We start from the raw sequence: 25476 nt of genomic DNA, 5'->3' as shown, positions 1-25476 counted from the left end.
CGCGCTTGCCGGAATGCCGGACCACCGCGACCGGCTGCGTTAGCAGTCGTGAATTTTCAGCGTTTCATAAATTTTGCGAGCGCTAGAGCGCTCGGTCGCGGGACAAGCGCGCTCCTACTAGGATAGCTGGAGTCATGCGTCATCAGCCCCTAGAATTGCGCCACGACTTCAGGAGACAAGCGCATGCTGATGGTGATTTCCCCAGCGAAAACCCTCGACTTCGAGACCCCGCCCACGACCACCCGCCATACCCTGCCGCAGTACCTGGACCACTCTCAGGAACTGATTACCCAGCTTCGCGAGCTGGCACCGAACCAGATTGCCGAGTTGATGCACCTTTCCGACAAGCTGGCGGGCCTTAATGCTGCGCGCTTCGGCAGCTGGACGCCGGCCTTTACACTGGACAACGCCAAGCAGGCGCTGCTGGCCTTCAAGGGCGATGTGTACACGGGCCTGGCTGCCGAGACCCTCGATGAGGCAGGCCTCGATTACGCCCAGCAACACCTGCGCATGCTCTCGGGCCTGTACGGCCTGCTGCGCCCGCTGGACCTGATGCAGCCGTACCGTCTGGAAATGGGCACCCGACTGGCCAATGCCCGTGGCAAGGACCTGTATGCCTTCTGGGGCACGCGCATCAGCGAATGGCTGAATCAGGCATTAAGCGACCAGGGCGACGACCTGCTGCTCAATCTGGCCTCGACCGAGTACTTTTCAGCGGTCAAGCGCAGCGCCTTGAAGGCACGGGTCATCAATACCGAATTCAAGGACTACAAGAACGGTCAGTACAAAATCATCAGCTTCTACGCGAAAAAAGCGCGCGGCATGATGAGCCGCTTCGTCATCGACGAGCGCATCGACTCGCCTGAAGCCCTCAAAGGCTTTGATGTGCAAGGTTATTACTACAGCGCCGAACAGTCCGCCACGGACAAACTGGTGTTTCTGCGCGACACCCCGCCCGCCTGAAAACAATGACCGGTGCGGCGAATTATTCGTTGCACCGGCCGCTGTCAAGTCAACGCACAAAAAAGCCAGATAAATGGCGTCGTAATAATGTCAGCTTAGGCCTACACTTCTTTTCAGTTGCCGACGTAGAAAAAAATAATCAACTTTTTTAACGATGGCACTTCGCCGCGAATGAATAATAGCCATTAACCATACTGTTAAGTGAAGCACCCGAATATAAAGGCCTCTGTGAGAATCGCTATCATTTTGCAATGACTGTAATTTTTGAGCATCAATAAGACAGCGGCGGAAACAGGATGAATGGCCAGGAACTATTTCATAATGTTCGGGCTCCTACATCCCGTAACAATTCTGCGACAGCCTGTAGGCGATGGCGTACAGAAAGAGCAGAAACACAAACGTCGGTAAAAGGTGTTACCGCAACGAAGTTTGATCCCTGGGATGATCAATGCTGTAGGTATCGAATCAAACCCACATCCATAACAGCCAGACAGGAAATGCACTGATCGGAATAGTTCAGACAGGACGAGACAGGACACCGGGGCGCAGGCTTCGTACTGTTCTGATCAAGCGGGCTGCTGATCTCCGCTCAGAAGTGATACAGGATTCCCAGAGCAGGACCCCGCCCGTCTGGGCAGGCAACTTGCCACCTGTGTCAGGCGCCAGTTGAGTTAGCCCATCCTGTAGTTGGCAACTCATTACATTAAACATGCCTCCGTTAGTTATGTGACTTATATAAGTCACCGCTGCCTGATGCGGGGAAACTGCGGGCACTATTTATATCCAGCCACGTGGTGGCGACAGATGTAACGTTCGAGGAGAGTACGATGCGGATCAGTATTTTTGGTTTGGGTTATGTCGGTGCCGTGTGTGCCGGTTGCCTGTCTGCACGGGGTCATGAGGTGGTCGGCGTGGATATTTCCAGCGACAAGATCGCCCTCATCAATAACGGTAAGTCGCCCATTGTCGAACCCGGCCTGGAAGCCCTTCTGCAACAAGGTATTGATACAGGGAGATTGCGCGGCACCACGGACTTTTCCGAGGCTATTCGTGCCACTGACCTGTCGATGATTTGTGTCGGAACACCGAGCAAGAAAAACGGTGACCTGGAACTCGACTACATCGAATCGGTGTGCCGCGAAATAGGGTTTGTCCTGCGTGAAAAGAACTCGCGGCATACCGTGGTAGTGCGCAGCACGGTGCTGCCGGGCACTGTGGCCAACGTGGTGATTCCGATCCTGGAAGATTGCTCGGGCAAGAAGGCCGGCGTCGACTTCGGCGTGGCGGTCAATCCGGAATTTCTGCGTGAAAGCACCGCGATCGATGACTACGACAAGCCGCCAATGACCGTCATCGGCGAGTTCGACACGCTGTCGGGCGACCTGCTGGAGTCGCTGTATGCCGAACTCGACGCGCCGGTGATCCGCAAGGACATCGCCGTCGCCGAAATGATCAAGTACACCTGCAACGTCTGGCACGCCACCAAGGTGACCTTCGCCAACGAGATCGGCAACATCGCCAAGGCGGTGGGTGTCGATGGCCGCGACGTGATGAACGTGGTCTGCCAGGACAAGACCCTCAACCTGTCGCAGTACTACATGCGCCCCGGCTTTGCCTTTGGCGGCTCGTGCCTGCCCAAGGATGTGCGCGCCCTGACCTACCGCGCCGGCAGCCTGGATGTCGAGGCGCCGCTGCTCAACTCGCTGATGCGCAGTAACGGCGAGCAGGTGCAGAACGCCTTCAACATCGTCGCCAGCCATGACACCCGCAAGGTCGCCTTGCTGGGCCTGAGCTTCAAGGCGGGCACCGATGACCTGCGTGAAAGCCCGCTGGTGGAACTGGCCGAGATGCTGATCGGCAAGGGCTTCGAGCTGAGCATCTACGACAGCAATGTCGAGTACGCCCGCATGCACGGTTCCAACAAGGAATACATCGAGTCGAAGATCCCGCACGTGTCGTCACTGCTCAACGCGGACTTCGATCAGGTGATCGGCGACTCGGACGTGATCATTCTGGGCAACCGTGACGAGCGCTTCCGCGCCCTGGCAGACAAGGCACCGGAAGGCAAGCACGTCGTCGACCTGGTGGGTTTCATGACCCACGCTACCGCGCAAAACGGTCGTAGCGAAGGCATCTGCTGGTAACGGCAGCAGCAAGTAACGAGCTGCAAGCTGCAAGTTCAAGCCATGGCGCTTTCACTTGCAGCTTATTGGCTTGCAGCTGGTAACTGAGTGTTAAGGATCCAGATTATGCAAAGGCTCAAGCACGGCTTGCTGCAGGCCGCCGGTTGGCTGTTTTACCTGACCTTGCTGTTAGCGCTGGTCATGGCTTTGCCCACCAGCATTTTCGATTCGCAATCGAAGCATTTCATTTTCCTGATCGGTATCGTCGGTGTCTGGCGCTACTCGATGGGCGCCACGCATTTTGTGCGCGGCATGCTGTTTCTGTACGTGGTCTACCCGCACTTGCGGCGCAAGGTTCGCGCGCTGGGCAAGGCGTCCGACCCGTCGCATGTGTTTCTGATGGTCACCAGTTTTCGTATCGACGCGCTGACCACCGCCCAGGTCTACAGCTCGGTGATCCGCGAGGCGATCGACTGCGGCCTGCCGACCACCGTGGTCTGTTCGCTGGTCGAGATGAGCGATGAACTGCTGGTCAAGAGCCTGTGGGAACGCATGAATCCGCCGGACCGGGTCAGCCTCGACTTCGTGCGTATTCCTGGCACCGGCAAGCGTGACGGCCTGGCCTACGGCTTTCGCGCCATCTCGCGGCACATGCCCGACAACCGCGCCGTGGTGGCGGTCATCGATGGCGACACCGTACTTTCCCAAGGCGTGGTGACCAAGACGGTGCCGTGGTTCCACCTGTTCGACAATGTCGGCGGCCTGACCACCAACGAGTTTTGCGAGGTGCGCGGCGGCTACATCATGAGCGAATGGCACAAGCTGCGCTTCGCCCAGCGCCACATCAACATGTGCTCGATGGCCCTGTCCAAACGGGTGCTGACCATGACCGGGCGCATGTCGATGTTTCGCGCCACAGTAGTCACCGACCCCGAGTTCATTGCCGACGTCGAAAGCGACTCGCTGCACCATTGGCGCCTGGGCACCTTTCGCTTTCTGACCGGCGACGACAAGTCCAGCTGGTTCAGCCTGATGCGCCTGGGTTACGACACGTTCTACGTGCCGGACGCCGCGATCAACACCGTCGAGCACCCACCTGAAAAAAGCTTTTTCAAGGCCAGCCGCAAACTGATGTACCGCTGGTACGGCAACAACCTGCGGCAGAACTCCCGCGCGCTGGGGCTGGGCGTCAACCGCCTGGGGCTGTTCACCAGCGTGGTGCTGTTCGACCAGCGCGTGTCGATGTGGACCTCGATCCTGGGCCTGACCGTGGCGATCATCGCCGCGTTCAAATACGGCGGCGCGTTCTTGCTGGTGTACCTGCTGTGGATCGGCATGACACGCCTGATCCTCACCCTGCTGCTGGCCTGCTCCGGGCACCGGATCGGTCCGGCCTACCCGATGATTCTTTATTACAACCAGATCGTCGGGGCCTTGATGAAGATCTATGTGTTCTTCCGCCTCGACCGCCAGTCCTGGACCCGCCAGGACACCAAACTCAGCCGCGACATGGCCAGCTTTCAAGGCTGGTTCAACACCTGGTCGTCGCGAACCATGACCTTTTCGGCCGGCAGCATTTTCGTCGCCGTGCTGCTGACCATGGTCTGAACGGACCTTTGAAGCCAACGATCTATCAGGAAGCCTCACCATGAATACAGCCGTGAATGCCAATGTCGTGCATGAATCCGAAGCCCAGCGTCAACACGCCCGGGTCAAGCTGCCGGCCCGGCTGCGCCTGCTCAACGGTGCCCCCAATGCGCCCCTGGTGCGCGTCGAAGACTTGTCGGCGGGCGGCCTGAGCTACATCACTCCCAACACCCAGCAGTTGACCGTGGGCGAGGTGATCAAAGGCCGCCTGCAGTTTCTGATCGACCACCTGGGCCTGGCCATGGACGTCGAGTTGCAGATCCGCTCGATCAACACCAAGACCGGCCGGGTCGGCTGCCAGTTCCAGAACCTGGAGCCTCAGGACATCGCCACCCTGCGCCACTTGATCACCTCGCACCTGGCCGGCGACATCGTCAGCGTCGGCGAAGTGCTGGCGACCCTGCAACGCGACAACTTCACCAAGGCGCGCAAGAACAAGGCCGGCGACGGCGGCATGGGCGTGCTCGGCCGGCTGCGTGCAGTGACCTTCAGCCTGGGGATTTTCATTGTCGGTCTCGGGGCCTTCGGTTTCATTCTCAAGACCGTCTACAACCTGTACTTCGTCAGCCATGCCACCGCAGGCCTGGTGACGGTACCGAGCATGGACGTGACCATGCCTCGCGAAGGCACCGTGCAAAGCCTGGTGATGTTCAATCAGGTCACCCAGAAAGGCGCGCCGCTGGCGACGTTCAACACCAACATGCTCGAGCTGCTCAAGGGCGGCCTGACCGGTGAAGACTTGCAGCCGGCGAAGATCGAACAGCTTTACGGCAAGCAGATGAGCGGCACCCTGACCAGCCCGTGCGACTGCGTCGTGGCCCGCCAACTGGTCGCCGACGGTCAGTACGCCGCCAAGGGCCAGGTGATCTTCCAGCTGGTGCCGCAAGACACCGAGGCCACCATCGATGCGCGCTTCACTTACCGCCAGTTCAACGACGTCAAGCCCGGCGCGCGGGTCAGCTTCCAGGTGGCCGGCGAAGACCAGATACGCAGCGGCCAGGTCGTGACCAGTGCCAACCTCACCAACACTGACCTGTCGACCGACATTCGCGTGCAGATCAAGCCTGACGAAGCCTTGAGCAGCGCGTTGGTCGGTCGCCCTGTCGAGGTGGTCAGCGACCGCGGCCCATCCATGAACTGGCTGATCGACAAAGCCACCGCTGCGGGTTTTTGACCATGAGCCGCCTGTCGACCCTACCTCCATCGACGCTGGGCCTGGCCGTGGCTGTTGCCTTGAGCCTGGGCCTGACCGGCTGCGCCGGCCTGCCCGACCTGCGCCTGGCCAATGAAGCCATGCAGAACGGCAACACCGCCCTGGCCGAGCAAAACTACCGGCAACTGGCTGACCTGGGCTACAGCGACGCCCAGGTCGGGCTGGCCGATATTCAGGTTGCCAGTGGCGACCCTGCGGTCCTCAAACAGGCCGAGGCCACGTATCGTCAGGCCGCCGCGACATCGCCACGCGCCCAGTCGCGCCTGGGCCGGCTGCTGACCGCCAAGCCCGGCGCTACTCAGGCTGAGCACCAGGAGGCTGAAAAGCTGCTGAAAACAGCCTTTGCCAACGGTGAGTCCGGCGCGCTGATGGGCCTGGCCATGTTGTACCTGCAATACCCGCAGAGCTTCCCCGAGGTCAACGCCCAGCAGCAGATCAACCAGTGGCGCGAGCAGGGTTATGCCGAGGCGGGCCTGGCGCAGATCGTGCTGTATCGCACCCAGAACACCTACGCCGAGCATCTGGATGAAGTCGAAAGCATCTGCAAGCAGGCGCTGGCCAGCACCGACCTGTGCTACGTCGAACTGGCCACCGTGTACCAGACCCGCGGCCAGGCCGAACCGCAAAAGGCGCTGCTCGAGCAACTCAACAGCGCCCATGCCGCCGGCCGTGTCGACGCGGCAAGGGTCGACAGCGTGGCCCGCGTGCTGGGCGACGCCCAGATCGGCACGCCCGATCCCAAGACCGCACAGCAGTTGCTCGAAGGGATTGCGCCGGGTTATCCGGCCTCGTGGGTGACCCTGGCCAAGCTGCTCTACGACTTCCCCGAACAGGGCAATGTCGAGCAGTTGATGGAGTACCTCGACAACGGCCGCGCGGCCGACCAGCCCCGCGCCGAACTGCTGCTGGGGCGTATCTACTACGAAGGCAAATGGTTGCCGGCCGATGCGAAAAAGGCCGAGCAACACCTGAGTAAAGCCAGCGCCACCGAAATCTCGGCGCATTACTACCTGGGGCAACTGTACCGGCGCGGTTATCTGGGCCATGTCGAGCCGCAAAAGGCCGTCGATGAACTGCTGACCGCTGCCCGCGGCGGCCAGAACAGCGCCGACTACGCCCTGGCGCAGCTGTACTCGCAAGGGCGCGGCATCAAGCCCAACCCGGTCAATGCCTGGGTCTTTGGTCAACTGGCCCTGGCCACCAATACCCCGCAAGCCATTGAACTGGCCCAACAAGTCACCCAACAACTGCCACCGGAACAACTCGCCACAGCCCAAGCCTTGCTCGAACGCGAACAGAACGTCCGGGGTGCGACCGCCAGCCAGAGCGCGCTGGTCCTGCAGACCCTGCAAAAAGACAACGCTGAGGAAGCTCTATGAAGCTCAACCCTTTGATGGCCGCTGGCATGGGCCTTGGCTTTACCCTGTTGTGGGCGTGCCCGACGCTGGCCGCCATGACCGAAGACCAGAACTTCGGCCTGGAAGCAAAGATCACCGCACAAAGTGAAGACGACCGCGATCTGGGTACCCGCTCAGGGGGTGATGTCAACGGTATCGGTCTGGACCTGCGGCCATGGGTGTATGGCGAGCGTGGCGCCTGGAGCGGCTATGCGATGGGTCAGGTGGTGACCGCCACCGACACGATTCAGACCGACCCGCTGGAACAGACAGCGACCAACAGCAATGGCGAGACCGGCACGCAAGTGGCACGCGGCAATGCCAGCGAGCGCGAAGTGAAAAAGAGCTACGCCGCGCTGCGTGAATTCTGGGTCGGCTACAACGGCCTGACGCCCTACCCTGGCGAGATGCTCAAGGTCGGCCGCCAGCGCCTGCGTAACAACGACGGCCAGTGGCGCGACTCCAACATCGAGGCGATCAACTGGACCTTCGATACCACCCTGCTGCGCGCCGACCTGGGCGCCGCCCAGCGCTTCAGCGAGTACCGCACCGACCTGACCGAACTGTCGCCCGAAGACGAAGACCGCCAGCACCTGTTCGGCTCGGCCAGCTACCAGTGGACGCCGGGACACTGGGCCGGTATTCGCGCCCACCACAGTCACGACGACGGCAAGCTGAAACGCAGCGGTGAAGTGCTCGACGATCTGGACAAGACCGCCAATGGCGACCTGACCTGGCTGGGCCTGCAAGCCGACAGCGATGCCTTCAACCATCGCAACAGCAACACGGTGAATTACTGGGGCAGCCTGACCTGGCTGACCGGCGACCGTGACGAAATCGGCGCCACCTACGACAGCAATACCGATCAATACCTGGCCGGCGACAAACGCAGTCGCAATGTCGACGGCTGGGCCACCGACCTGGGCCTGCGCCTGCGCCTTGACCCGCAATGGCAGGTCGGCGCCGCGTACTCGCGCGCCAGCAAGAATTACGAACAGACCGGCCTTGAAAGCAACCGCTCGAACTGGACCGGCACCCGTTCGCGGGTCCACCGCTTCGGCGAGGCGTTCCAGGGTGAAATGGCCAACGTTGAAAGCGCCTCCCTGTTTGCCTCCTGGCAGTTGAACGACGAATACGACGCCTCGTTGATCTACCACAAGTTCCGCCGTGTCGACGGCAATGCACGCATCGGCGGTGCGGGCGTCAACCCGACCCAGGAACAGCTGGACGGCAACGGCATCCCGACCAACACCTTCAGTTCACTGCCGCTGGAAGACGGCCGCAAGGACCTGGGTCAGGAGATGGACCTGGTGGTCACCAAGTACTTCAAGCAGGGTCTGCTGCCGGCGGCGCTCAGTCAGTCGATCGATGAGCCTTCGGCCCTGATCCGCCTGCGCGCCGGCGTCTTCAAACCGGGCGACGCTTACCACGGCGACGTGGACAGCTACATGCACCGCGCCATCGTCGATGTCATCTGGCGCTTCTGATGCGAGCCGGACCTAGGAGTGCGATGAGATGAACAGTCAACCCAGCCATGCCCGCCAGCGGCCCTGGCCGCACGCGCTACTCGAAACAGCAGTGCTGGGCAGCGCACTGCTGATGGCCAGCGTGGCCCTGGCCAGTACGCCCGTGGTGTCGGAGCCGGTCAAGGAAGTGGTCAAGGAACTGCAACAAGCCAAGACCTACACCATCAGCAGCCCGCCCGTGGAGCCTTTGGCCATGGACAAGCCGGTGCTGCCCGACCTGTCCGGCTACACCACTGAAGCGGCCCTGAAAAAGATCCAGCGCAACACCAGGGGCAAGGTGCGGGTTACGCGGATGATGGATGAAAGCAACGGCATGAAGGAGTTCGTCGGCGGCGATAACAAGATGTCCGAGTGGGTGGCGCGCCAGCGCGGCATTCCGCAGATCATCGTGGTCGAGAACGGTTACGCCAGCCTGCAGGACATCGCCCGCCAGGTGCCCAAGCAATTGCTCAGCGAAGTGTCGCCAGGGGTGTTCATTGCCCGGGTGCCGATTCTGGTCAAGGACACCGGCACGCTGGAAATCGACAAGCGCACCCATGAGCTGCGCCTGTCTCAGGAGCAGGGCGCGTTCATCGTCAACGAAGGCAACCTGTTGATCACCCATGCACAGATCAACGGCTGGAGCGAGGCACGCAACGGCCTGGCCAAATGGCGCCAGGCCAAGGAATTCCGGCCGTTCCTGCTGTCCTGGGGTGGCTCGCACACCTGGATTGCCAGCAGCAAGCTGAACAGCCTGGGCTACGACCAGAGCAAGTCCTACGGCGTGAGCATTTCACAGTACACGCCCAACGCCGCCAAGGTGCTCAAGCGTCCCGAACCCACCGGCTGGATCGTCGACTCGGAGTTCGTCGACCTGTGGTACGGCTTCTACTGCTACGAAACCCTGGGGTTTGTCATCAAGGGCAATACCTACCGCGACAACATCGTCTACGGCATTGACCCGCACGACCGTTCGCACGGTCTGATCATTGCCGAGAACACCGTGCACGGGACGAAAAAGAAGCACGGCATCATCGTGTCCCGCGAGGTGAACGACAGCTTCATCTTTCGCAACAAGAGCTACGACAACAATCTGTCCGGGGTCATGCTCGACCGTAACAGCATCAACAATATCGTTGCCGACAACGATATCTATCAGAACCACACCGATGGCATCACCCTGTACGAAAGCGGCGACAACCTGCTGTGGGGCAACCGGGTCATCGCCAACCGTCGCCACGGTATCCGGGTGCGCAACAGCACCAACATCAAGCTGTACAACAACTTTGCCATGGGCAACGGCCTGGTCGGTGTCTACGGCCACATCAAGGACTTGAGCGACACCGACCGCGACATAGAGCTGGACCCCTTTGACACCCAGGTGTCGCTGCTGGTGGTCGGCGGTGAGCTGGCCGGCAATGGCTCCGGCCCGCTTTCAATCGACTCGCCGCTGAGCATCGAGCTCTACAACGTGGCCATGCTTGCGCCGACCAAGGCCAACGGCATCACCCTCAGCGGCATCCTGGGCGAAAACCAGTCACAGATATTCGACCTGTTGGTACGCCAGAAAAAAGCCGTACTGATCGATCCCGTTGAAAGCCAGACCGAGCTGCGCGAATGAGCCGAGGTATTTTCATGCACACCCATGTGATCAAATGGCTCGGTCTGCCGAGCCTTTCTACCACCTTGACGGCCACCTTGACGGCCGCCCTGATGGCCGCCGCAGGTGCAGCACGCGCCGATGAACAGGCGCCGGCCTTTACCGCAGAACCGTGCTGCCAGCTGTGCCCGGCCGCCCATGACGCGCGCAATTACACCACCCGCTACCAGCAGAACTTCACCACCCTGATCCAGGCCGAAGGCGACTGGCTGTTCCGCACCAAGGAAGACCTGCGCACCGAGTTCAACACCTCGGCGCTGGGCTACAAACGCCTGCAACAGTTGCAACGCGCGTTCAAGAGCAAAGGCGTGGAACTGGTGGTGGTTTACCAGCCGACCCGCGGCCTGGTTGATCGCAACAAACTGCTGCCCGCCGACCGCGAGAAGTTCGCCTACGACACCGCCCTGAAAAACTATCAGGACATGCTCGGCCGCTTCAGCAAGATGGGCTACTGGGTGCCGGACCTGTCGCCGTTGGCCAATGAAAATGAAGCCCACGATTTCTACTTTCGCGGCGACCAGCACTGGACCCCGTATGGCGCCCAGCGCACCGCCAAACGCGTGGCCGAGACGGTGAAAAAGATCCCCGCCTACGCGGATATTCCCAAGCGCGAATTCGAGAGCCTGAAATCCGGGCGCATGGGCAAGACCGGCACCCTGCACAACATGGCCGGCCAATTGTGCGGCACCAGTTACTCGGTGCAGTACATGGATCAGTTCGCCACCGAACCCAAGGGTGAAGCCGGCGACAGCGACCTGTTCGGCGATTCGGGCAACCCCGAGATCACCCTGGTGGGCACCAGCCACAGCGGCAAGAACTACAACTTCGGCGGCTTCCTGCAGGAGTACCTGAGCGCCGATGTCTACAACGTCGCCTTCCCTGGCGGTGGCCTGGAAGGTTCGATGCTGCAGTACCTGGGCAGCGAGGAATTCCAGAACAACCCGCCCAAGGTGCTGATCTGGGAATTCTCGCCGCTGTACCGCCTGGACCAGGAAACCGTATGGCGGCAAATGCTCTCGCTGCTCGACAACGGCTGCGAAGGCAAGCCTGCGCTGCTTAGCCGCGAGACCAGTCTCAAGCCCGGCAACAATGAAGTGCTGGTCAACGGCACCAACGGCATCAAGAACATTCGCAACAGCGACAACCAGGTCGATATTCGCTTCGAGGACACCTCGGTCAAAGTCCTGCAGGCACGCCTGTGGTACATGAACGGCCGCCACGAAGACCTGAAGATCGAAAAACCCGAAACCTCCGACACCGATGGTCGCTTCGCCTTCGAGCTGCGTGAAGACGAAGACTGGGCCAACCAGCAGTTGCTGGCGGTAGAAATCGAAGGGCCGCAACCCGGCACCAAAGCCCAGAAGGTCAAGGCCCAGGTGTGCAAACGCAATGTATTTTCCAGCCCCGCGCAACAGACCGCGCAAGCCGGACGATGAGGTGAATTTTATGCAGACCCGCAAAGCCCTACGCCCTGCACTGCTGTCACTGGCCATTTTGGCAACGACGCTTTCGATGCCGTCACAGGCGGGTAACGCAACCGCCACACCGGGTGCGCCGCTGGTAGCGCCACCCGGTTATTCAGCACCGATCGAGCAAATGAAGACCGGCAGCCATAACTTCAGTTGTGCCGCGATTCCGACGCCGTACACCGGCGAGCTGGTGTTTCGCAGCAAATACGAAGGCTCCGACAAGGCCCGTTCGACCCTCAACGCAACGGCAGAAAAAGCCTTTCGCGATGCCACCCAGGACATCACTGATCTGGAGCGCGGGATCAGCAAGGTGGTCATGCAGTACATGCGCGACGGCCGCCCGGAACAGCTCGATTGTGCGCTGAACATGCTCACCACCTGGGCCCGCGCCGATGCACTGGAATCGCAGCAGTACAACCACACCGGCAAGTCGATGCGCAAATGGGCGCTGGGCAGCATGTCTGCGGCTTATCTGCGCCTGAAGTTCTCCGACTCGCGGCCGCTGGCCAACCACCAGCAACAGGCTCAGGAAATCGAAGGCTGGTTCAACAAACTGGCCGACCAGGTGATCCGCGACTGGAGCAACCTGCCGCTGGAAAAAATCAACAACCACTCCTACTGGGCCGCCTGGTCGGTGATGTCCACCGCCGTGGCGACCAATCGCCGCGACCTGTTCGACTGGTCGGTGCAGGAGTTCAAGGTGGCCGCCAGCCAGGTCGATCCGCAAGGCTTCTTGCCCAACGAGATCAAGCGCCGCGAACGCGCCCTGGCCTATCACAACTATGCCCTGCCGCCACTGGCGATGATCGCCAGCTTCGCCCAGGCCAACGGTGTCGACCTGCGCCCGGAAAACAACGGCGCCCTCAAGCGCCTGGGTGACCGGGTGCTGGCAGGCGTCGACGACCCGGATGAATTCGCCGAACGCGGCGGCCACAAGCAGGACATGACAGACCTGAAAAAGGACCCGAAATTTGCCTGGCTCGAACCCTATTGCTCGCTGTACCAGTGCGACGCGAAGGCACTCGAAAAAAAGCACGAAAAGCAGCCGTTCAAGACCTTTCGCCTTGGTGGTGACCTGACCCGGGTCTATGACCCGCAGCATGACCGCGACGGTTCGTAAGTCGCTGTAATGAGTTGATGGTGTACGCCCCCTCATTTTTCACGGGGGGGTTTGGGGGGGCTTTGGCTCCCGATTCCGGACAATCGGAGATATGGGGATGGTCTTTTCATCCAATGTGTTCCTCTTCCTGTTCTTGCCGATCTTTCTCGGCTTGTACTACATAAGCGGGCAACGCTATCGCAACCTGTTGTTGCTGCTGGCCAGTTACGTTTTTTACGCCTGGTGGCGGGTCGACTTCCTGGCGCTGTTCATTGCGGTCACGGTGTGGAACTACTGGATCGGCCTGAAAGTGGGCGCCGCCGGGGTTCGCAGCAAGCCGGCACAACGCTGGTTGCTGCTGGGCGTGGGCGTCGACCTGTGCATTCTGGGTTACTTCAAGTACGCCAACTTCGGCGTCGACAGCATCAACGCGATGATGACCTCGGTCGGTCTTGAGCCGTTCATCCTGACCCATGTGCTGCTGCCGATCGGCATCTCGTTCTATGTCTTCGAGTCGATCAGCTACATCATCGATGTCTATCGCGGCGACACGCCGGCGACCCGCAACCTGATCGATTTCGCAGCATTCGTGGCGATCTTCCCGCACCTGATTGCCGGCCCTGTGCTGCGCTTTCGCGACCTGGTCGACCAGTTCAACAATCGCACCCACACGCTCGACAAATTCTCCGAAGGCTGCACGCGCTTCATGCAGGGCTTCATCAAGAAAGTCTTCATCGCCGATACCCTGGCGGTGGTGGCCGACCATTGCTTTGCCCTCGACAATCCCACCACCGGCGATGCCTGGCTGGGCGCGCTGGCGTACACCGCGCAGCTGTACTTCGACTTCTCCGGCTACAGCGACATGGCCATCGGCCTGGGCCTGATGATGGGTTTTCGCTTCATGGAAAACTTCAAGCAGCCCTATATCAGTCAGTCGATCACCGAGTTCTGGCGGCGCTGGCACATCAGCCTGTCGACCTGGTTGCGCGACTACCTGTACATCACTCTGGGCGGCAACCGTGGCGGCAAGTTTGCGACCTATCGCAATCTGTTTCTGACCATGTTGCTCGGCGGCCTGTGGCACGGCGCGAACATCACCTACGTGATCTGGGGCGCCTGGCACGGCCTGTGGCTGGCCATCGAAAAGGCCGTGGGCATCGACACCAAACCCTATGCCTTCAACCCGATCCGCTGGGCGCTGACCTTCCTGCTGGTGGTGGTCGGCTGGGTGATCTTCCGCGCCGAAAACCTGCACGTCGCCGGCCGCATGTATGGCGCGATGTTCAGCTTTGGCGACTGGCAACTGTCGGAACTGACCCGCGCCAACCTCACCGGCCTGCAAGTGGCAACGCTGGTACTGGCCTACGCCACGCTGGCGTTCTTCGGCCTGCGCGACTTCTACACCCACCGTCCGGCCAAACCGCTCAAGCCTGGCGCCGATGGCGTCACCCCCGACGCCCTCGGCACCGTCAAGGCAGTGCCTGGCGAAAACGCCAGCAGCATTCATCAGCCCGGCTTCAGCGTGGGCCACGAGGCGCAAGTGCAACCGGCTTACTGGCAGGCCGACTGGCCACGCTACGCCATGCGCGCCTTGATCCTGCTGCTGTTCGTGGCCTCGATCCTGAAACTGTCGGCGCAGAGTTTTTCGCCGTTCCTGTACTTCCAGTTCTGAGGAGCCTGAGATGAGCCGTTCATTACGCATCCTCTACGTCAGCGTGTTCATGGGCCTGTTGCTGGTGCTGGGCGTCTGGTCGCTGCGCAGCTTTGCCAGCTTCTCGACGACGCCGGCCACCACGCTGCTCAACGGTAAATGGGCCAAGGCCGCCGAGACTCATTACGACGATGAGTTCCCGATCAAGCGCCTGGGCACTAATCTGTGGGCGGCGCTGGATTACAAGCTGTTCAACGAAGGCCGCCCTGGCGTGGTCGTCGGTGAGGACCAATGGCTGTTCAGCGACGAAGAGTTCGACGCCATCAAAGGCGGCGAGCACAACCTGCAAGAGAACCTGGCGCTGGTGCGCGGCGTACAGGAAGCGCTGCGCAAACAGGGCTCGCAACTGGTGCTGGCGATTGTCCCGGCCAAGACGCGCCTGTACCCCGAGCACATCGGCGAACACACCCCGGCGCGCCTGCACAGTGACCTGTACCAGCGCTTTCATGAGCAGGTTGCGCAAGCCGGAATCGTCGCGCCGGACCTGCTGACACCGCTGCAACAAGCCAAGCAACGCGGCCAGGTGTTCCTGCGTACCGACACGCACTGGACGCCGATGGGCGCCGAAGTGGTCGCCCAGCAACTGGGCCAGACCATCGCTCGCCAGGCCCCGCTGAACGCCGAGCCGCAGCACTTTGTCACCGCCGACCAGGGCACCTCGGACTACAAGGGTGACCTGACCAACTTCCTGCCGCTGGACCCGCTGTTCAGCCACTTGCTGCCCAAGCCCGACGCGCTGCAAAAACGCAGCACTGAAGCGGTCGATGCCGCCACTGAAGGCAACGACGCGCTGTTCGCCGACCACGACATTGCCGTGGGTCTGGTGGGCACCAGCTACAGCGCCAACCCCAACTGGAATTTCCTGGGTGCGCTCAAGCAGGCGCTGCACAGCGATGTCGTCAACTACGCCGAAGACGGCCATGGCCCGGTCTTGCCGATGCTCAAGTACCTGCAAACCGATGCGTTCAAAAACAACCCGCCGCCGGTGGTGATCTGGGAATTCCCCGAGCGTTATCTGCCGGTACACAACGATCTGGGCGAGTTCGATGCCCAGTGGATCGCCGAGTTGAAGAAAACCCGCAATACCCAAGAAAACCTGGCGTTCAGCGCCAGACCATCCGAGACGCCCGAACGGGCGCATCACAGAGAGGACTGCCCTTATGACCTTACAGAACACTGCCAATCGTTCGGTTTCTGACCGCCTGCGCACCACGCGCCTGATCAAAAGCTGCGCCCTGGCGCTGACGCTGGGCATGGGCCTGAGCGCGGCTTCGCTGCCGGCCATGGCCGCCGGTGACGCGGCGCTGTACGGCCCGGTCGCACCTAAAGGCTCGACCTTCGTGCGGGTCTACAACGCCAGCAACAGCGAAATCAGCGCCAGCGTCGGCAACACCAGCCTCAACGACGTCGCCCCGCTGGGCAGCACCGCGTTCAGCTTCCTGCCGCAAGGCGACTACACCGCCAAGCTCGGCAGCCAGAGCCTGCCGGTGAAACTGGCCGGCGATCACTACTACACCCTGGTCAACCACGCCACCGGCAAGCCGCAACTGGTGGAAGAGTCGCCGTTCAAGAACAAGCAAAAGTCGCTGGTGCGCGTGCAGAACCTCAGTGACCAGTCCTTGAGCCTGAAAACCGCCGACGGCAAGACCGATGTGGTCAAGGCCGTGGCCGCCAAGGGCACCGGCGAGCGCGAGATCAACCCGGTGAAAGTCAGCCTGGCGCTTTACAACGGCGACACCAAAGTCTCCGACGTCAAGCCGGTGGCGCTGGAGCGTGGTGAAGCCGCCGTGCTGTACATCACCGGCAGCGGCAGCAACCTGTCGCCGGTCTGGGTCAAGCCACCGGTCGAAACCCGTTGAAGCATTTCCGATCCCCGGCCTGAATCCGGCCGGGTGATGAGGAGCAGCATCCATGACAACAAGACGCAGCCTCGACACACGACGCAACACTCGTCAGCAAACCCGTACGGCCCTTATTGAAAACGATTGGAGACATAAAATGATCCCGGTAATCCTGTCAGGCGGTAGCGGTTCTCGACTCTGGCCACTGTCGCGCAAGCAATTTCCCAAGCAGTTCCTGGCCCTGACCGGCGAGCACACCTTGTTCCAGCAAACCCTGCAACGCCTGGCATTCGAAGGCATGCAAGAGCCCATCGTGGTGTGCAACAAGGACCATCGTTTTATCGTCAACGAGCAGTTGACTGCGCTGAAGCTGCAAACCCAGGCCATCATCATGGAGCCGTTCGGGCGCAACACGGCACCGGCCGTGGCGCTGACCGCGATGATGCTGGTCAACGAAGGCAACGACGAGCTGATGCTGGTGCTGCCGGCCGATCACGTGATCGACGACCAGAAAGCCCTGCAACGCGCCCTGGCCCTGGCCACCGTGGCCGCCGAGCGTGGCGAAATGGTGCTGTTCGGCGTGCCGGCGACCAAGCCTGAAACCGGCTACGGCTATATCAAGTCCGGCGCCGATTCGCTGCTGCCCGAAGGCGTGCGCCGGGTGCAGAGCTTCGTTGAAAAACCTGACGAGAAACGCGCCGTCGAGTTCGTCAAGGACGGCGGTTATTTCTGGAACAGCGGCATGTTCCTGTTCCGCGCCAGCCGGTATCTGGAAGAGCTGAAAAAGCACGACCCGGACATCTACGACACCTGCGTGCTGACCCTGGAACGCAGCCAGCAGGAAGACGGCACCATCGACATCGATGAAGCCACCTTCGCCTGCTGCCCGGACGACTCGATCGACTACGCGGTGATGGAAAAAACCCAGCGCGCCTGCGTGGTACCGCTCAGTGCCGGCTGGAGCGATGTCGGTTGCTGGGCCTCGTTGTGGGCGGTGCACGACAAAGACGTCGACGGCAACGTCACCAAGGGCGATGTGGTGCTGCAAGACAGCCGCAACTGCATGATCCACGGCAACGGCAAACTGGTGTCGGTGATCGGCCTGGACAACATCGTGGTGGTCGAAACCAAGGACGCCATGCTGATCGCGCACAAGGACAAGGTCCAGGGCGTCAAGCAGATGGTCAACACCCTCAATACCCAGGGCCGCACCGAGACCCAGAACCATCTGGAAGTCTACCGGCCGTGGGGCTCGTACGACTCGGTGGACATGGGCGGACGCTTCCAGGTCAAGCGCATCTCGGTCAAACCGGGTGCCAGCCTGTCGCTGCAAATGCACCACCACCGCGCTGAACACTGGATCGTGGTGTCAGGCACCGCGCAGGTGACGTGCGACGAGAACGTGTTTCTGCTCACCGAAAACCAGTCGACCTATATTCCGATTGCCTCGGTACACCGCCTGAAAAACCCCGGCAAGATCCCGCTGGAAATCATCGAGGTACAGTCGGGCAGTTATCTGGGGGAAGACGATATCGAGCGCTTCGAGGACATCTACGGGCGGTCCGGCCCGATCGAGACCGGTGTGAAAACGCAAACGATCGCGCGTTGAGGTCTGGCCAGAAAAGCTGAACCGACGCCCACCCTGCGCACTTGCAGGGTGGGCGGCTCATGATTATCAGTCAATGAACGTATAAGGCACTGACACAGGCGATGCGATCCAGCCCACATTCGGTAGCCGCAGGTGGACTTGAGCGGTCGCTACATCTCCTGCCTTGAAAGGCTTGTCGGGCCACACTTGCGCTAGCGTCCGGGTCTCCTGGCCACGAATAAACGGCACGAATTCGGAGTGAATGCCCGCGCTGAAATTGGCGGTGTGGAATACAAATAAAACCTCGGTGTAATCAATATCGGAAAAAGCGGGCAACACCAGAGTGATCGGCTCGCCGACTTTAAGCGTGTCATTTGCGCCAGCCTCTTCCACATAGGGCGTGGTCGGCAATAAGAGACCGTTCGCCTTTGCGACCTTTAACGTGATGCATACATCGTAGCTACTCGATACTTCATTAGTGTTTGTCATTATGAAATCCCTGTTCATATAAATTAGACGAGCACTTCCATGTCCGCGTTGAATATAGGCCGTCGAAAAATCCTTGACCACTGACAGAAATGTCAATGGCCGACCAAACGCGCCTGGCCTTTCCTGCACCAGTCATGCCTTCTAATCACAGGCTCGTGTGCAGTGCAAGCATGGTCGCTGGGTCATGGCCAAGCGCGGTGCGCTTTCTGTAGGATGACCCGCATCTGCCACGCCGGAGCCCACCATTCATGCTGATTGGCATATTACTGATACTCACCTGGCTGATCCTGTTGCTGCGCTATCCGGCCAAGGCCTTGCCGGTCTCGCTGGTGGCCGCCGTGGCGCTGGGTATCGTCGCCACGCTGGTGATCTGGCAAGACAACCGCGAAACCCGCCAGCTTGAACGCCTCGACCTGCGCCTGGTGTATGCCCCGCAAAGCTGCCCGGCCGACCGGCCGCTGCAGGTCAGCCTGACCAACACCAACCCGGTGCCGCTGCTCGATTTACGCTGGCGCGTGGCGGTGTATGTGCCGGGCGATACGGTGAATCTGGCCGACAATACCTACACCTCGGCCCGCTACCGTGGCCCCAATGAATTGCAACCCGATGCCACCTGGCAGGAATGCCTGCCGCTGCCGGTGCTGCGCAGCGGCTATCGGGCACAAACCCTGGAGTTTCGCGCCGAACACCTGCAAGGCAACTTTTCCAATTAAGGTCGCCTCTTCAATTAAGGATCATTGATGCCCGTTACTCTGATCACTGGCTGCTCCAGCGGCATTGGCCGCGCGCTGGCCGACGCCTTGCGCGCCGCCGGCCACGATGTCTGGGCCACGGCCCGCAAGCCTGAAGATGTCGCGGCGCTGAGTGCCGCAGGTTTCACCGCCGTGCAACTGGACGTCAACGACAGCGCCGGCCTTGAACAACTGGGCCAACGGCTTGAACCGCTCGGGCTGGATATTCTGATCAACAATGCCGGCTATGGCGCCATGGGGCCGCTGCTCGATGGCGGCGTGGCGGCCATGCAGCGCCAATTCGAAACCAATGTGTTCGCAGTGGTCGGCGTTACCCGCGTGCTGTTCCCGGCCCTGCGCCGCAAACGCGGGCTGGTGGTGAATATCGGCAGCGTCTCCGGCGTGCTGGTCACCCCGTTCGCCGGCGCCTACTGCGCCTCTAAGGCCGCCGTACACGCACTGAGCGAAGCCCTGCGCCTGGAACTGGCGCCCTTTGGTGTGCGGGTGATGGAAGTCCAGCCGGGCGCTATCGCCTCACGCTTTGCCAGCCATGCCTCGCATGAAGCCGAGCAGTTGCTGGCTGAAAGTTCGCCGTGGTGGCCGATCCGCGAAGGCATCCGCGCCCGTGCGCGTGCGTCACAGGACAACCCGACGTCGGCCGAAGACTTCGCTCGCGGCGTAGTCGCCGCCCTCCAGCGCCCTCGCCCACCGCGCCTCTTGCGTTTGGGCAATGGCTCACGGCTGATGCCGCTGGTGGCGTGGCTGCTGCCGAAAGGATTGCTGGAGTTTGCGTTGAAGAAACGCTTCGGGCTGGGTGGACGCCTGTAGGAGCGCGCTCTGCCGGAATGCCGGACCACCGCGACCGGCTGCGTTAGCAGTCGTAAAATTGTGGCGTTTCATCAATTTTTATGGCCGCTTCGCGCCCAATCGCGAGCAAGCTCGCTCCTTGTATCGGGTCAAAGCACTTTGCGAAACGTTCCTAAGTAGGCTTGCGTAGGAGCGCGCTTGCCCGCGATTGAGTGCGAAGCGCTCACAGAAATCTATTAAACGCTGAAAGTGTACGACTGCTCACGCAGCCGGTCGCCGGCAAGCGGGCTCCTACAGGTATCGTGTCAGAGAGCTTTGCGAAACGTCCCAGAGTAGGCTTGCGTAGGAGCGCGCTTGCCCGCGATTGTTGACCGTGAACAGAGTATCTACAGGGCCCATGCTCACTGCGCGACAGCGGGTGTCACAATCCGGGCTTCACCACCACCGTGCAGGTCATCCCCGCCGCCAGCAAAACGCCTTCCGGCAGCGGGTCAAGGTGAATGCGCACCGGCACGCGCTGGGCCAGGCGGACCCAGTTGAAGGTCGGGTTGACGTCAGCGAGCAGTTCACGGCTTTCGGGGTTTTCGCGGTCGTAGATACCGCGGGCGATGCTGTCGACACGGCCGGTCAGGATCTGGCCGCTCATCATCTGCAACTCGGCGGCATCGCCGACCCGCACATGTGGCAGTTTGGTTTCTTCGAAAAAACCGTAGACCCAGAACGAGTTCATGTCGATGAGCGCCATCTTCGCCTCGCCGGCCTGCGCGTAGTCGCCGCGATGCACATTGAGGTTGGTCACGTAGCCGTCCACCGAGGCACGCACTTGGGTACGTGCCAGGTTCAGTTCAGCGCTGTCCAGCCGCGCCTGCGCTTGCTGGTATTCGGCCTGGGCGGCCAGCGCCTGGTGGCCGGCGTCATCGCGGTTTTCGGCCGAGATCACCAGCGCGTCCATGTCGGCGCGGCGTTTGGCATTGCTGAGGCGCATGTCCCACGCGGCCTTGCGCGCCGCCACTTCGGCACGGGCCTGCTTGACCGCCAACCGGTAATGCTCGGGGTCGATCTGCAACAGCAGGTCGCCCTGTTTCACTTGCTGGTTATCGCGCACCGCGACGTTGACCACCAGCCCCGAGACATCGCTGGCGACATTGATGATGTCGGCGCGCACCCGGCCGTCGCGGGTCCACGGTGTGTCCATGTAATGCACCCACACGCTGTGCCCAAGGCCGATGGCAAGGGCCACAATCAACAAGGTGGCAGTCAGGCTGAACAGCTTTTTCATCCGCAGGATCTCGAACCGGGCATCAACGATAAAGGGCCAGCGCCAGGGCGCCGAACAGGCAGGCAAACAGGCTCAGGCGCAGCAGCGCCGGGTGCCAGAACAGGCGGTACAGGTCCAGCGCGGACAGCACGCGGTCCAAAACCCAGGCCAGCACCAGCGCGAGCAGAAACACCAGGCTCAGGGTCGGCATGTACACACCCTGCACAGCGATTTCACGCGGCATGCGCGGCTCCTGAAGAAGTGCTGGGCGCCAGGCTGGCCAGCGGCGATTGCGGGTCCAGCAGGCAGGTGCGAATGAAGTGCAGGTAACTCTCGACCCGGCGCAGCGGCGAGGTGTCGAAGTGCGAGGCGAACGGCTCGTCGGTCTGGCGCACCCGGCCGATGGCGCGATTCACTGCGGCCAGGCTACGGCCCAGATTGCGGGCGTCGGGCTGGATGAACAGGCGGATCAGTGAGCGGCCCATGACCCGGATCGACACGCGCCATGAACGATGCGCTGCATAGCTGGGGTGCACCGGCAACAGCGCCTGCTCGCGGCGCAGTTCGATGATCGCGTGGCCGATCTCCAGCACCACGAACATCCAGCGCAGCAGTTCGCGCTGCACCTCAGGCTTGCCGGCGGCCAGGGTGTCGGCCTGGTGCATCACATCACGGGTCTGGCTCTCGAAACTCGATCCCAACCGTGCCAGCGGCGCGCTGATGGCGAACACCACCTGGCGACGCAGATCATCTTGCAGGTGGCGCCACATCCAGCGGCTGTTGGGCGGCAGGATGATTGCCCCGGCCGCTGCGCAGATCAGCATGCCGACGATCATCGCCAGATAATCGTTGATGAACAGCGCAGGGTCGTAGCGGGTCAGGTTGTCGGGCAGCGAGCCCATGCAAAAGAACAGCATCAGGCCCAGCCCATAGCCGGCCCACTGCGCACGCGAGGACAGAAACGTGCCGAACACCAGCACCGGTGCCAGCACCACACACAGCAAGGGAAAGCCGTCGATGCGCGGAAAAATCGCAAAGGTTTCGACGAAGCCGAACACGGCGCCCAGCAGCGTGCCGCATGCCATCTGCAACGACATGCGCCACGGGTTGGCATTCATCGACGACAAGGCCACGGTCACTGCCGAGACCAGAATCATCGTTGCGCCGCTGGGCCAGGCGGTCAGCACCCAAAAGGCGCTCATCAGCCCGACCACCAGCGCTGCACGCACGCCGGCGCCCAGCGCGGCCATGCCGTTGGTGCGGCTGACAAAGGGCTCTTCCCACTGTTCGCGCACATGATTGTGATCGGCCAGCGATGCATGGGTCAGCGCGTAGTTGTGCAGTTCGCTGACCAGGCGGTACAGCAGCTCGAAGGCGGTGTGAAAATCCAGGCGCTCGGCCTCGCTGGGCTGATTGTCTTCAAGGTCCTTGCGCAACTGGCGCACCAACGGCGGCAGTTCGGCCTTCCAGTGTTCAAGACGCAGCACCAGCCGCGCCGCATCTTCAAGGCTCAAGGCATGGTCGGTGCAATGCTCCAGCACAGAAGCCAAGCCTGTCATTCCCGGCGTCACATAGCCCAACACTCGTCCCTGCGGCTGGCTGCGCAGCCTTTCCAGCAACTGGTGCAGCGCATTGAAGCGCGTGGTGATGGCCATGAACTCACTGTTCAAGCGGTTGAGCCGACCGTTGCGCCGACGCATGTACGGGTCTTCGAACAGCGTCACGCTGCGCAGCCCTTCAAGGCCGATGGCTTCGGCGACAAAACGCAGGTTGCCCGCCTCGAAGTCAGCTTGTGGATGGCCCTGGCGCAGGCCGTCGACCACAAAGCGGGCATAGCGGCCAAAGCGCTGAAACAGGGTGTTGCGCATCGCCGCGCTGGCGCTTTGCGGCAGGATCGCGGCGCTGACCAGCGTGGAGCAGAGAATGCCAAGCGAGATTTCCAGCACCCGCCACACCGCGGCCATGAACGCACCTTCCGGGTGCGCCAGCGCCGGCAGGCCGATCAAGGCGGCGGTGTAACCGGCCAGCACAAAGGCATAGGCGCGAAAGTTGCGAAAGCGCGCCGCACCGGCCGCACACAGGCCGACCCACAGGGCCAGGCAGCCCAGAAACGGCACCGAATCCTGACCGAACAGGGCCATCAGCAGCACCATCATGGTCGAGCCGGCCAACGTGCCGAGCAGGCGATAAAAGCTCTTGGCGAACACGTGCCCGCTTTGCGGCTGCATGACCAGCACCACGGTAATCACCGCGATGCGCGGCTGCGGCAATTCCAGGCGCAGCGCCAGCCAGTAGGTCAAAAAGGCCGCCAGCAACACCTTGGCGATGTACACCCAGGTCACGCCATCGCTGCGCAACCAGGCATCGAATTCACGCCGCCACGGCAAGGCGACCAGACGTTGTAGCGCAAGATTCATGGATGAGGTGCCTTGAGTGCAGGTTCAGCCGGTGAATCCGCGCCGGCCTGCAAGCCGCCGCCCAAGGCAACCACCAAGCCTGCATAAGCGCCCAGCCGCGCCGCTTCGACCTGTTGCTGAATGTCCTGCTGACGCCACAATTGGGTCTGCGCCTGCAACACATTGAGGTAATCGACCAGCCCGCGCTGCCAGGCCAGGCGCGCCAGGTCGCAGTTCTTCTGCGCCGCCGCCACCGATTCGCCGGCCAGCGTCTGTTGCTGGTCCAGCGAGTCGCGGCGTACCAGTTGATCGGCAATGCCTTGCAACGCGCTGACCAGCGTCTGCTGGTAGTGCGCCACGGCCAGGTCGTAGCCGGCGCTGGCCTGGCCCAGTTCGGCACGCAGACGCCCGCCATCGAAAATCGGCAGGCTCAAGGCAGGCCCGACGTTCCAGGCCAGCTTGCGTGTGCTCAAAAACTCCAGCAGGCCACCGCCGGTGGCCATGTAGCCGAGGCTCGCGGTCAGGTCGACATTGGGATAGAAACCGGCGTGCGCCACCTCGATGCCGCGCGCCTGGGCCGCAACCTGCCAGCGGCTGGCAACCACATCCGGGCGCTGGCCGAGCAGTTGCGCGGGCAAGGCCGCAGGCAACGGCAGCGGCTGATGCAAGGCCAGCGCCGGGCGCTGCAATTGCGCACCCTGCTGCGGGGCAAGGCCTGCCAGCGCCGCCAGTTGATGCCGGGTCAGGGTGATGGCTTCGTGCAGGTCGTCGATCTGCCGATGGGTTTCCGGCAACGGCGCCTCGGCCTGGCTCACTTCCAGCTGGGTACCGATGCCTGCGGCCAGACGCCGACGGGCCAGTTCGAGAATCTGTGTTTGCTGCTCCAGCGTCGACTCGACAATGCCCAGCCGCGCATGCTGCAACGCCAGCTGGATGTAGGCACGCACCACGTTGTCCTGCAAGGTCAGTTGCGCCTGGCGCAGCTCGGCAGCGCGTTGGTGGGCGATGTCCAGCGCCTGTTCGCTGGCGTTATGTTCGCGGCCCCACAGGTCCAGATCCAGGCTCAGGGCCAGGCCTGCATTGTTGTCCCAGGTGCGGGTATCGGCCAGACTGCCAGGGCCGTAAAAACCATCGTTGGGCCAGTTGCGCCGGGCAATGCGCGCGGTGGCATCAACCTGCACGGCTTCGCGGGACTCGACCACGCCGGCCAGCGCTTGCGCCTCACGCACCCGGGCTGCGGCGGCGGCCAGGCTTGGGCTGCCACGCCCGGCGCGCTCGACCCAGGCATCGAGTTGCGGGTCGCCATAGGCACGCCACCACTGCGCATTCGGCCAGCCAGCGTCGCGCCCGGCCAGTTCGATGGCCAGCTCGAGGGTGGGCAAGTGCTCGGTCTGCGGCTTGATGCCTTGGGTTGAAATACAGCCGTTGAGTAATGCGGATACTGCCAGAAGGCTGAGAGCCCTGATGATGCGACGCGGCACTGCTGCAAATTCCCAAGAGGAATGAAACGACTTAGGGCACCTCTAAAAACTACCTGCGTTGCCATCGCTGCGTTAAAAACAGACTGGAGCGCCAGCCC

The 25476-nt window shown here is 61.7% G+C and carries 20 protein-coding genes; 15 read left to right on the top strand and 5 right to left on the bottom strand.

Annotated features, from left to right (window positions below; translation table 11 throughout):
- Positions 1 to 183 precede the first annotated feature (183 nt).
- The 13 genes from yaaA (at position 184) to ACYAS9_RS19795 (ending at position 18237) form a co-directional block, all read left to right on the top strand.
- Positions 184 to 963: a peroxide stress protein YaaA gene (gene yaaA, locus ACYAS9_RS19855; protein WP_463569965.1), complete on the top strand. Its 780-nt coding sequence runs from the start codon at positions 184 to 186 to the stop codon at positions 961 to 963.
- 827 nt (positions 964 to 1790) lie between these two features.
- Positions 1791 to 3107 (top strand): nucleotide sugar dehydrogenase, encoded by a 1317-nt coding sequence (locus ACYAS9_RS19850; protein ID WP_463569963.1) that lies wholly within the window; start codon positions 1791 to 1793, stop codon positions 3105 to 3107.
- A 105-nt stretch (positions 3108 to 3212) separates the two neighbouring features.
- Positions 3213 to 4694, top strand: a complete 1482-nt coding sequence (alg8, locus tag ACYAS9_RS19845; protein WP_463569961.1) for a mannuronan synthase — start codon at positions 3213 to 3215, stop codon at positions 4692 to 4694.
- Positions 4695 to 4734: 40 nt separating this feature from the next.
- Positions 4735 to 5907, top strand: a complete 1173-nt coding sequence (locus ACYAS9_RS19840) for a PilZ domain-containing protein (protein ID WP_463569959.1) — start codon at positions 4735 to 4737, stop codon at positions 5905 to 5907.
- A 2-nt stretch (positions 5908 to 5909) separates the two neighbouring features.
- Positions 5910 to 7325: an alginate biosynthesis TPR repeat lipoprotein AlgK gene (gene algK, locus ACYAS9_RS19835; protein ID WP_463569958.1), complete on the top strand. Its 1416-nt coding sequence runs from the start codon at positions 5910 to 5912 to the stop codon at positions 7323 to 7325.
- Entirely contained in the window at positions 7322 to 8830 is a 1509-nt protein-coding gene (locus tag ACYAS9_RS19830) for an alginate export family protein (RefSeq protein ID WP_463569957.1), read from the top strand. The genes algK and ACYAS9_RS19830 overlap by 4 nt, the downstream gene beginning before the upstream one ends.
- Positions 8831 to 8858: 28 nt before the next feature.
- The gene (gene algG / locus ACYAS9_RS19825; protein WP_463569955.1) at positions 8859 to 10469 is read left to right on the top strand and encodes a mannuronan 5-epimerase AlgG; all 1611 of its coding nucleotides are present in this window, start codon (positions 8859 to 8861) and stop codon (positions 10467 to 10469) included.
- Between the two features lie 14 nt (positions 10470 to 10483).
- Positions 10484 to 11944 carry an alginate O-acetyltransferase gene (locus ACYAS9_RS19820; RefSeq protein ID WP_463570220.1) on the top strand — a complete coding sequence of 487 codons (1461 nt, stop codon included), beginning with the start codon at positions 10484 to 10486 and terminating at the stop codon, positions 11942 to 11944.
- Positions 11945 to 11954: 10 nt separating this feature from the next.
- Positions 11955 to 13097 carry a mannuronate-specific alginate lyase gene (locus tag ACYAS9_RS19815; RefSeq protein ID WP_463569954.1) on the top strand — a complete coding sequence of 381 codons (1143 nt, stop codon included), beginning with the start codon at positions 11955 to 11957 and terminating at the stop codon, positions 13095 to 13097.
- Positions 13098 to 13194: 97 nt separating this feature from the next.
- Complete coding sequence (locus ACYAS9_RS19810; RefSeq protein ID WP_463569953.1) at positions 13195 to 14748, top strand: MBOAT family O-acyltransferase; 1554 nt, start codon at positions 13195 to 13197, stop codon at positions 14746 to 14748.
- Between the two features lie 10 nt (positions 14749 to 14758).
- Complete coding sequence (locus ACYAS9_RS19805; protein ID WP_463569951.1) at positions 14759 to 15985, top strand: alginate O-acetyltransferase; 1227 nt, start codon at positions 14759 to 14761, stop codon at positions 15983 to 15985.
- On the top strand, positions 15948 to 16646 hold the full coding sequence (locus ACYAS9_RS19800; RefSeq protein ID WP_463569950.1) for an alginate O-acetyltransferase AlgF: 699 nt from the start codon (positions 15948 to 15950) through the stop codon (positions 16644 to 16646). Before ACYAS9_RS19805 ends, ACYAS9_RS19800 begins: the two co-directional genes overlap by 38 nt.
- Before the next feature lie 139 nt (positions 16647 to 16785).
- On the top strand, positions 16786 to 18237 hold the full coding sequence (locus ACYAS9_RS19795) for a mannose-1-phosphate guanylyltransferase/mannose-6-phosphate isomerase (protein WP_463569948.1): 1452 nt from the start codon (positions 16786 to 16788) through the stop codon (positions 18235 to 18237).
- A 66-nt stretch (positions 18238 to 18303) separates the two neighbouring features.
- Here the strand turns inward: ACYAS9_RS19795 and ACYAS9_RS19790 are convergent, their stop codons facing one another.
- Positions 18304 to 18705, bottom strand: a complete 402-nt coding sequence (locus tag ACYAS9_RS19790) for a hypothetical protein (RefSeq protein ID WP_463569946.1) — start codon at positions 18703 to 18705, stop codon at positions 18304 to 18306.
- Positions 18706 to 18953: 248 nt separating this feature from the next.
- Between ACYAS9_RS19790 and ACYAS9_RS19785 the strand changes: the two genes are divergently transcribed.
- Together ACYAS9_RS19785 and ACYAS9_RS19780 are read left to right on the top strand one after the other, a co-directional pair.
- Positions 18954 to 19418 carry a multidrug transporter gene (locus ACYAS9_RS19785; RefSeq protein WP_463569944.1) on the top strand — a complete coding sequence of 155 codons (465 nt, stop codon included), beginning with the start codon at positions 18954 to 18956 and terminating at the stop codon, positions 19416 to 19418.
- A 27-nt stretch (positions 19419 to 19445) separates the two neighbouring features.
- Entirely contained in the window at positions 19446 to 20264 is an 819-nt protein-coding gene (locus ACYAS9_RS19780; protein WP_463569943.1) for an SDR family oxidoreductase, read from the top strand.
- Between the two features lie 400 nt (positions 20265 to 20664).
- Here ACYAS9_RS19780 and ACYAS9_RS19775 read toward each other — a convergent pair whose 3' ends face one another.
- The 4 genes from ACYAS9_RS19775 to ACYAS9_RS19760 are packed head-to-tail and all read right to left on the bottom strand — an operon-like array spanning position 20665 to position 25378.
- Complete coding sequence (locus tag ACYAS9_RS19775; RefSeq protein ID WP_463569942.1) at positions 20665 to 21522, bottom strand: efflux RND transporter periplasmic adaptor subunit; 858 nt, start codon at positions 21520 to 21522, stop codon at positions 20665 to 20667.
- 22 nt (positions 21523 to 21544) lie between these two features.
- A complete protein-coding gene (locus ACYAS9_RS19770; protein ID WP_459741887.1) occupies positions 21545 to 21745 on the bottom strand; it encodes a DUF1656 domain-containing protein in 201 nt (66 codons plus the stop codon).
- Positions 21735 to 23918, bottom strand: a complete 2184-nt coding sequence (locus tag ACYAS9_RS19765; protein WP_463569941.1) for an FUSC family protein — start codon at positions 23916 to 23918, stop codon at positions 21735 to 21737. The genes ACYAS9_RS19770 and ACYAS9_RS19765 overlap by 11 nt, the downstream gene beginning before the upstream one ends.
- On the bottom strand, positions 23915 to 25378 hold the full coding sequence (locus ACYAS9_RS19760) for an efflux transporter outer membrane subunit (protein WP_463569940.1): 1464 nt from the start codon (positions 25376 to 25378) through the stop codon (positions 23915 to 23917). Before ACYAS9_RS19760 ends, ACYAS9_RS19765 begins: the two co-directional genes overlap by 4 nt.
- Positions 25379 to 25476 lie beyond the last annotated feature (98 nt).

This window comes from Pseudomonas sp. HP_08 (assembly GCF_055284095.1).
Note: the sequence above shows the minus strand (reverse complement) of the source record. Positions and strands in the feature narration are given on the sequence as shown.